8 protein-coding genes are annotated in these 6,284 nt (G+C 65.8%); 7 read left to right on the forward strand and 1 reads right to left on the reverse strand.

Annotation, left to right across the window (positions count from 1 at the left end; genetic code table 11):
- Positions 1-339: 339 nt before the first annotated feature.
- The 7 genes from KBI52_RS02600 to KBI52_RS02630 all read left to right on the forward strand — a co-directional run bounded on the left by KBI52_RS02600 (position 340) and on the right by KBI52_RS02630 (position 5,928).
- Positions 340-1,344, forward strand: coding sequence for an ABC transporter substrate-binding protein (locus KBI52_RS02600; RefSeq protein WP_210805121.1), 1,005 nt, complete (start codon positions 340-342; stop codon positions 1,342-1,344).
- A gap of 36 nt (positions 1,345-1,380) precedes the next feature.
- Positions 1,381-2,160 (forward strand): ABC transporter ATP-binding protein, encoded by a 780-nt coding sequence (locus tag KBI52_RS02605; RefSeq protein ID WP_210805123.1) that lies wholly within the window; start codon positions 1,381-1,383, stop codon positions 2,158-2,160.
- Between the two features lie 41 nt (positions 2,161-2,201).
- On the forward strand, positions 2,202-3,002 hold the full coding sequence (locus KBI52_RS02610; RefSeq protein ID WP_210271897.1) for an ABC transporter permease: 801 nt from the start codon (positions 2,202-2,204) through the stop codon (positions 3,000-3,002).
- A gap of 65 nt (positions 3,003-3,067) precedes the next feature.
- On the forward strand, positions 3,068-3,634 hold the full coding sequence (locus tag KBI52_RS02615; RefSeq protein WP_173945288.1) for a MarR family winged helix-turn-helix transcriptional regulator: 567 nt from the start codon (positions 3,068-3,070) through the stop codon (positions 3,632-3,634).
- 82 nt (positions 3,635-3,716) lie between these two features.
- Complete coding sequence (locus tag KBI52_RS02620; protein ID WP_173945289.1) at positions 3,717-4,640, forward strand: DMT family transporter; 924 nt, start codon at positions 3,717-3,719, stop codon at positions 4,638-4,640.
- Positions 4,637-4,939 (forward strand): TfoX/Sxy family DNA transformation protein, encoded by a 303-nt coding sequence (locus KBI52_RS02625; protein ID WP_173945290.1) that lies wholly within the window; start codon positions 4,637-4,639, stop codon positions 4,937-4,939. Before KBI52_RS02620 ends, KBI52_RS02625 begins: the two co-directional genes overlap by 4 nt.
- Positions 4,940-4,962: 23 nt before the next feature.
- The gene (locus tag KBI52_RS02630) at positions 4,963-5,928 is read left to right on the forward strand and encodes a 2-hydroxyacid dehydrogenase (RefSeq protein ID WP_210805125.1); all 966 of its coding nucleotides are present in this window, start codon (positions 4,963-4,965) and stop codon (positions 5,926-5,928) included.
- 126 nt (positions 5,929-6,054) lie between these two features.
- Here the strand turns inward: KBI52_RS02630 and KBI52_RS02635 are convergent.
- A partial coding sequence (locus tag KBI52_RS02635) for a helix-turn-helix domain-containing protein (protein WP_210805127.1) occupies positions 6,055-6,284 on the reverse strand: 230 nt, incomplete at its 5' end.

Raw genomic sequence — 6,284 nt, forward strand, 5'->3', positions numbered from 1 at the left:
AGATCACAAACCCGTCTATCCGACCCTGCCCCGTCATGGCCGGCCCTGTGCCGGCCATCCCGATCCGGAAGAGCGCCGCACCTCAGACAAGCGGGATCACCGGCACAGGGCCGGTGATGACGGGGGCAGGATCAGGGCAGACCGTCCCGATCGGAAAGGCGCAGCATTCCAAACAATCGAGATCACCGGCACGAGGCCGGTGATGACGCGAGAGTGTCAGGTTTGCTCCCACCCGGAAGCACGAAGATCACGAAGATCTTGCCAAGGCCGGTTGAACCGCGCAGAAGCTGTGCCCCGGATGGCAGGCTCCTTGCCCTGCGGAGCGGAAGGTGAGTGTCGATGAAGTGGAGCGCCTGGATCGCAGGAGCGGCGGCAGCCTGCCTGTGCGGTAGCGCCTGGGCCCAGCAGCCGCTGACGGAGGTGACCTTCGGCACCAACTGGATCGCCCAGGGTGAGCATGGGGGCTATTATCAGGCCCTGGCCGATGGGACCTATGAGAAGTACGGCCTCAAGGTCACCATCGTGCCGGGCGGCCCCCGGGCCAGCAACCGCATGCTCATGACGGTCGGCAAGCTCGATTTCTACATGGGCGGCAGCATGATCCAGGCCTTCTCGGCAGTGGAGAAGGACATTCCGACCATCGTGGTGGCGGCCCATTTCCAGAAGGAGCCGCAGGTGCTCCTCAGCCATCCGGGCCAGGGGCTCGACGCCTTTCTCGACCTGAAGACCTCGAACGACATTCTCCTGTCCAAGGACGGTGCCGCCACCTTCTTCCAGTGGATGAAGGCGGAATACGGGTTCAAGGACGAGCAGGTGAAGCCCTTCGGCTTCAACCCGGCGCCGTTCATCGCCAACACGGCGGCGGTGCAGCAGGGCTACGTCACGTCCGAACCGCTGACCATCGAGAAGGCGGCCGGCTTCAGGCCCAACGTGTTCCTGCTCGCGGATTACGGCTTCAGCACCTATTCCACCACGGTCGAGACGCGCCGCGAGGTGGTGGAGAAGAACCCCGACCTCGTGCAGCGCTTCGTCGATGCGTCGACGATCGGCTGGTACAACTACCTCTACGGGGACGCCACGAAGGCCAAGGCGCTCATCAAGCGCGACAACCCGGAGATGACCGACGAGTTGCTCGCCTATTCCCAGGCCAAGATGAAGGAATACGGCATCGTCGATTCCGGCGACACGCAGACCCTCGGGATCGGCGCCATGACCGATGCACGCATGAAGGACTTCTTCGACAAGATGGTGAAGGCCGGCCTCTTCAAGCCGGACCTCGATTATCGAAAAGCCTACACGCTCCGGTTCGTGAACAAGGGCGTGGGACTGAACCTGAAGAGATAAGAGAGGAGAGCGACGCCTTTCCGCGTCGCCGCACCCATGACGCAGCTCTCGCCCGCGCTCGTTTCTCTGAGAGACGTCACGAAGGTCTTCTCCAACGGCGTGACGGCGCTTGCCGGCTTCGACCTCGACGTCGTCGCGGGCGAGTTCGTGTCGCTGCTCGGGCCTTCGGGATGCGGCAAGTCCACGGTGCTGCGCCTGATCGCGGGGCTGGCGCAGCCGACGGAAGGAAGCATCACGTGGCCGGGCGCGACAGGCGCCGATCATCGCGGCGAGATCGGCTTCGTGTTTCAGGATCCGACGCTGATGCCCTGGTCGAGCGTGGCGGACAACGTGTGGCTCCCCTTGCGCCTGCGGGGCGTGTCGAAGCGCGATGCGCGCGATCGCATCGCCGAGAGCCTGGCCCTCGTCGGGTTGAGCGACTTCGCGAAAGCCTATCCGCGCGAGCTCTCCGGCGGCATGCGGATGCGCGTGTCCATCGCCCGCGCCCTGTCCCTGAAGCCCAGGCTGCTTCTCATGGACGAGCCCTTCGCGGCCCTCGACGAGATCGCCCGCTTCCGGCTCAACGACGATCTGCTGCGCCTGCAGGGCGAGCTGCGCTGCACCGTCGTGTTCGTGACCCACTCGGTCTACGAGAGTGCCTATCTGTCGAGCCGCGTCGCGATCATGTCCGGGCGGCCGGGCCGCATCGTCGCCGAGGTTCGAGGAGAGCGGCGCGCAGAGCGCCCGAAGGACTTCCGCGCCGGAGCGCGCTATGCGGAGTTGTCCGGGCGGATCTCGCGGATCCTCCTCGAGCAGGCGCCGGAGGAGCGACCGTGACGGCATCGATTCCCAGGCCCTTACGCCGGCGAGGTGATCCTTTGAAGATCGTCCTGCCGCTCGTCGTCTTCGCAGCCGCCGTCGCCGGGTGGGAAGCCGCCGTGCGCATCGAGGGCATCCCGCCCTACATCCTGCCCGCGCCGAGCCTGATCGCCAGGACCCTCGTGACCGACTGGCCGCTGCTGTCCGCCTCGCTCCTGACGACCCTCGAGACGACCATCGCCGGCCTCGCGCTGGCCGTCTGCGGCGGGGTGCTGCTGGCGGTCCTTCTGAGTCTCTCGAAGGTCGTCGAGTATTCGCTCTACCCGTTCGCCGTCGTCCTGCAGGTCACCCCCGTCATCGCCGTTGCGCCCCTGCTCCTGATCTACATGCCGCAGGACGTGGCGGTGCTGGCCTGCGCCTGGCTTGTCGCCTTCTTCCCGGTTCTGTCGAACACGATGCTCGGCCTGCAATCCGTCGACAGAAACCTCATGGAGCTGTTCGAGCTCTATGGTGCGCCGGCGTCCGGAAGCGCAGCGGCGCGCTTCAGAGCCCGGCTGAAAGCCCTGTGGTATCTGCGCCGCCCGGCCGCTCTGCCGGCCTTTCTGGCCGGTCTGCGGATCGCGGGCGGGCTGTCCCTGATCGGCGCCGTGGTGGCCGAGATGGCCGCGGGATCGGCCGGGGCCGGATCGGGGCTCGCCTACCGCATTATCGAGAGCCAGTACCGGCTCAACATTCCGCGCCTCTTCGCGGCCCTCGTGCTGCTGGCGCTGACCGGCATCGGCCTGTTTCTCGTCCTCGCCTGGCTCAATCACATTCTCCTGCGCCGCTGGCACGAGAGCGCCCTGACCCGGGAGGCCTGAAGGCATGATCCCTTAGCCTGTTAAATATATGCCGGCTTGTCATCGTACCGTCATGAGTTCGAGCCATGGTAGGCTCGAAAAGCTTCGAGGGGCGAGAGACGATGGACACCGACAACAAGCATCCGGGCGTCAAAAGCGTCGGGTGGGCTCTGGTTCAGGCTTCACGCCTGCATCGCAGCCGTACGGGCGACAAGCTCTCGGAGCTCGGTCTCTTCGCCGGTCAGGAGCAGGTTCTCCAGGCCCTCGGCAATTCCGGCCCCATGACCATGGGGGAACTCGCGGCCATCCTGCGGGTGCGTCCGCCGACCGCCTCCAAGACGGTTTCCCGCCTCTCCAGCCTCAAGCTGGTGGAGCGCCACACCGAGCCGGGCGATGCCCGGGTCGTGCGCGTGAAGCTCACCAAGGAGGGCAAGCGCAAGGCGGCCGCCATCGACGCCCTGTGGGACGAGGTCGAGTCCGAGCTGCTTCAGGGCTTCGATTCGAAGGACCGCAAGCGCCTGCGCAAGCTCCTGCGCAAGGCCGCCAAGAATCTCGCGGGCCTCACCGGAGCCGATCAGACCGGGTTCGAGACCGACGACGAGGTGGACGGGCTGGAAGCCGCCAGCGAGCCGGAGATGGCCGCGACGGCCTGATCGTCACCTCTGTGTGCCGCGCACGAGGGCCGTGCGTGGCGGACATTCGCCTCGTGACGGCGGAGCGGCTAGCATCTCCGGCATGGCCGACACCGTCACGACGACCCCGCCCACAATCGCCGCGCAGCGTCAGAACCGCATGATCGGCATCGCCCTGATGTGTGCGGCCCTGTTCTGCTTTTCGTGCCTGGACGCGACGGCCAAATGGGTGAACCGGTCGGTCGACCCGATGGTCACGGTCTGGGCGCGCTACATCTCGGCGGCGCTTCTCACCTTCCTGGTCATCAACCCACGGACCCAGCCCGGGGCCCTCAGGACGCGCCGGCTCCCCTTGCAGCTCCTTCGCTCGTTCCTGCTCTTCGCCTCGACGCTCTGCAATTTCTTCGCCCTGAAGTACCTTCAGCTGGTCGAGACGCAATCCATCATCTTCGCGACGCCGCTGCTGGTGGCCCTTCTCGCAGGCCCGGTCCTGGGGGAGCGCATCGGCTGGCAGCGCGTGGCCGCCATCGGGGTCGGATTCATCGGCATCCTCGTCATCACACGGCCGGGCCTGGGCACCATGCATCCGGCGGCCCTTCTCTCGCTGACGGGTTCCGTTGCCTATGCCTTCTACAACATCGTCACGCGCATCCTGGCCTCGAGCGATTCCATCGCGACCACGACCCTCTATTCGAGCGTCGCCGGCATCGTGTTCGTCACGCCGGTGCTTCCCTGGGTGTGGTCCACCCCCTCGTCGCCCCTCGTCTGGTTCCTTCTCGCGACGACTGGCTTCTACGGGGCTTTCGGCCATTGGCTGCTGGTCCTGGCCCATGCCCGGGCTCCGGCCGCGATCCTCGCGCCCTTCATCTACAGCCAGATCGTCTGGATGCTGGTCCTGGGCTATGTCCTGTTCGGCGACTGGCCGGATTCTTGGACCTTCGTCGGGGCTGGCATCGTCATCGCGTCGGGGCTCTATTTGCTCTACCGTGAACGTGTGAAGCCCCGAAAGCCGGACCACTCTCCATGACCGAAGCCTCCATCGACGATCTGCGCGGGATCGGCCCTGTCACGCGGAGCCGACTGGAAGACATCGGCATCCGGACGCTGGACGATCTTCGATCCACCGGATCCGTCGAAGCCTATCGCCGCCTCAAATTCATGCTGCCCCGGCAGGTGAGCCTCAACGCGCTCTATGCCCTGGAAGCCGCCCTGCGCGCGTGCCACTGGCTCGATCTGCCCCAGGACGTGAAGGCGGCCTTGCAGCATCAGGGCAGGATCATCGACGAGGCTCTTCGCCGGGGCGGTGTCACACGCTGCGCCCTTTAACCGACATCGAAATAGGAAACGCCATGAGCCGTACCGACATCCTGATGACTGCGCCGATGATGCCGATCGTGATCGACGCGCTGGACAAGGCCTTCACGCTCCACCGCCTGTGGGAGCAGGAGGACAAGGACGCCTTTCTGAAAGAGGTCGGACCGCGTATTCGCGGCATGGCGACCAGCACGCTGTTCGGCCGTGTGGACGCCACTCTCCTCGATCGCCTGCCGAATGCGGAGATTATCTCGAGCTTCGGCGTCGGGTACGACAACGTGGATGCGGCGGAAGCCGCCAGGCGCAACATCATCGTCACGAACACGCCCGGCGTTCTCGACGACGAGGTGGCCGACCTCACCCTCGGCCTCCTACTCGCGACGCTGAGAAAGATCCCGCAGGCCGACCGCTACCTGCGCGACGGAAAGTGGCCGAAGGCGTCGTTTCCCCTCTCCGCAACCCTGCGCGAGAGGAAGGTCGGCATCGTCGGACTGGGACGGATCGGCAAGGCCATTGCCCGTCGACTGGAAGGCTTCGATGTCAGCATCGCCTATCATGGTCGCACGCAGCAGACCGGCGTGGCTTACCCGTACTATCCGACCGTGACAGGGCTCGCGGAAGCATCCGACGTGCTGATCGTCATCACGCCGGGCGGCGCATCGACGAGGCATCTCATCAACGCGGATGTGCTGAAGGCGCTGGGATCCAACGGCGTTCTGATCAACGTCGCCCGCGGCAGCGTCGTGGATGAGCAGGCGCTGATCGAAGCCCTCCGGTCGGGCACGATCCTGAGCGCGGGCCTCGACGTCTACGAGGACGAGCCGCGTGTTCCGCAGGAACTGATCGATCTGGAGCACGTGGTGCTCCTGCCCCACATCGCTTCTGCTTCGGTTCACACCCGCAGCGGGATGGGCAAGCTCGTGGCCGACAACCTGATCTCATGGTTCGACGGCAAAGGCCCGCTGACGCCCGTGGCGGAGACGCCCTGGCCCCGAACGTAAGGTCCCTTCGAGCGGGGCTCGGCGCGCTTCACGTAATTGGGCGCGGCCGCCGATTGCGGCCGGCTCACGATGCCTCACCGGGTCCGGCTGCCGGAATCCGATCGCGCCAACTCAGCGTGACCGGTCTCAGCGGTAGATCGTTTTGGACAGGGTCTGACGCGGCGAGACGCCGAAGGTGCGTCGGTAGAGGCTTGCGAACTCACCCATGTGATTGAAACCGCAGCTGAGCGCGATCTCGGTCACGGTCGCGCAGGCTGGGTCCGCCAGGAGAAGGGCTTCCTGGGCCCGTCGGAGCCGCAGGGAGCGCAGGAACGCCATGGGGGTCATGCCGCGAAAGCTCTGGAAGCCGTTCTGCA

Origin of the sequence: Microvirga sp. HBU67558, from assembly GCF_018069605.1 — a bacterium.
In the GTDB taxonomy this organism is placed as follows: domain Bacteria; phylum Pseudomonadota; class Alphaproteobacteria; order Rhizobiales; family Beijerinckiaceae; genus Microvirga; species Microvirga terrae.

Coding starts and splice junctions, on each gene's coding strand:
- KBI52_RS02600 (WP_210805121.1), top strand. CDS start 340: ATGAAGTGGAGCGCCTGGATCGCAGGAGCGGCGGCAGCCTGCCTGTGC.
- KBI52_RS02605 (WP_210805123.1), top strand. CDS start 1,381: ATGACGCAGCTCTCGCCCGCGCTCGTTTCTCTGAGAGACGTCACGAAG.
- KBI52_RS02615 (WP_173945288.1), top strand. CDS start 3,068: ATGGTAGGCTCGAAAAGCTTCGAGGGGCGAGAGACGATGGACACCGAC.
- KBI52_RS02620 (WP_173945289.1), top strand. CDS start 3,717: ATGGCCGACACCGTCACGACGACCCCGCCCACAATCGCCGCGCAGCGT.
- KBI52_RS02625 (WP_173945290.1), top strand. CDS start 4,637: ATGACCGAAGCCTCCATCGACGATCTGCGCGGGATCGGCCCTGTCACG.
- KBI52_RS02630 (WP_210805125.1), top strand. CDS start 4,963: ATGAGCCGTACCGACATCCTGATGACTGCGCCGATGATGCCGATCGTG.